The sequence below is a fragment of the Rosenbergiella metrosideri genome, from assembly GCF_022602565.1.
Classification (GTDB): Bacteria; Pseudomonadota; Gammaproteobacteria; order Enterobacterales; family Enterobacteriaceae; genus Rosenbergiella; species Rosenbergiella metrosideri.
Map to the genome: position 1 here is coordinate 1 of NZ_JALBCV010000056.1, position 354 is coordinate 354.

The 354-nt window shown below is 54.8% G+C and carries 1 protein-coding gene; it reads right to left on the reverse strand.

What is annotated here, in order from left to right; translation table 11 throughout:
- Positions 1-354: VENN motif pre-toxin domain-containing protein (locus MKR94_RS16460; RefSeq protein WP_241647888.1), on the reverse strand; the 354-nt coding region annotated here is incomplete at both ends.

Genomic DNA, 354 nt, shown 5'->3' on the forward strand with positions numbered 1-354 from the left:
TTTGGCTGACGCAGCTATTTCCGGCGTGGCCGCAGCTAATATCCCGCCACCCAGCCCTGCTGGAAGCGCAACCATCAGCGCATCCTGCATCGCCAGACCTTTCTGACAGGACGCTGAACCCGGATTGTCAGCACAGGAGGCAATATTTTTGCCATGCTCCCTTACGAACTTCTCCTGACCGTCCTCAGTGCCACCCATCAGGTTATTCTCAACCGTCACCTTCCCGGTCTGCATTCCTGATACTGCACTTGCCGTATCGCCACCCACCAGTCCACCCGCTAATCCTGCGGCTAAACTGGCTAAGGCACTAATGGTTTGTTTCTGTGACTCATCCAGCTCAGATGCTTTTTTACC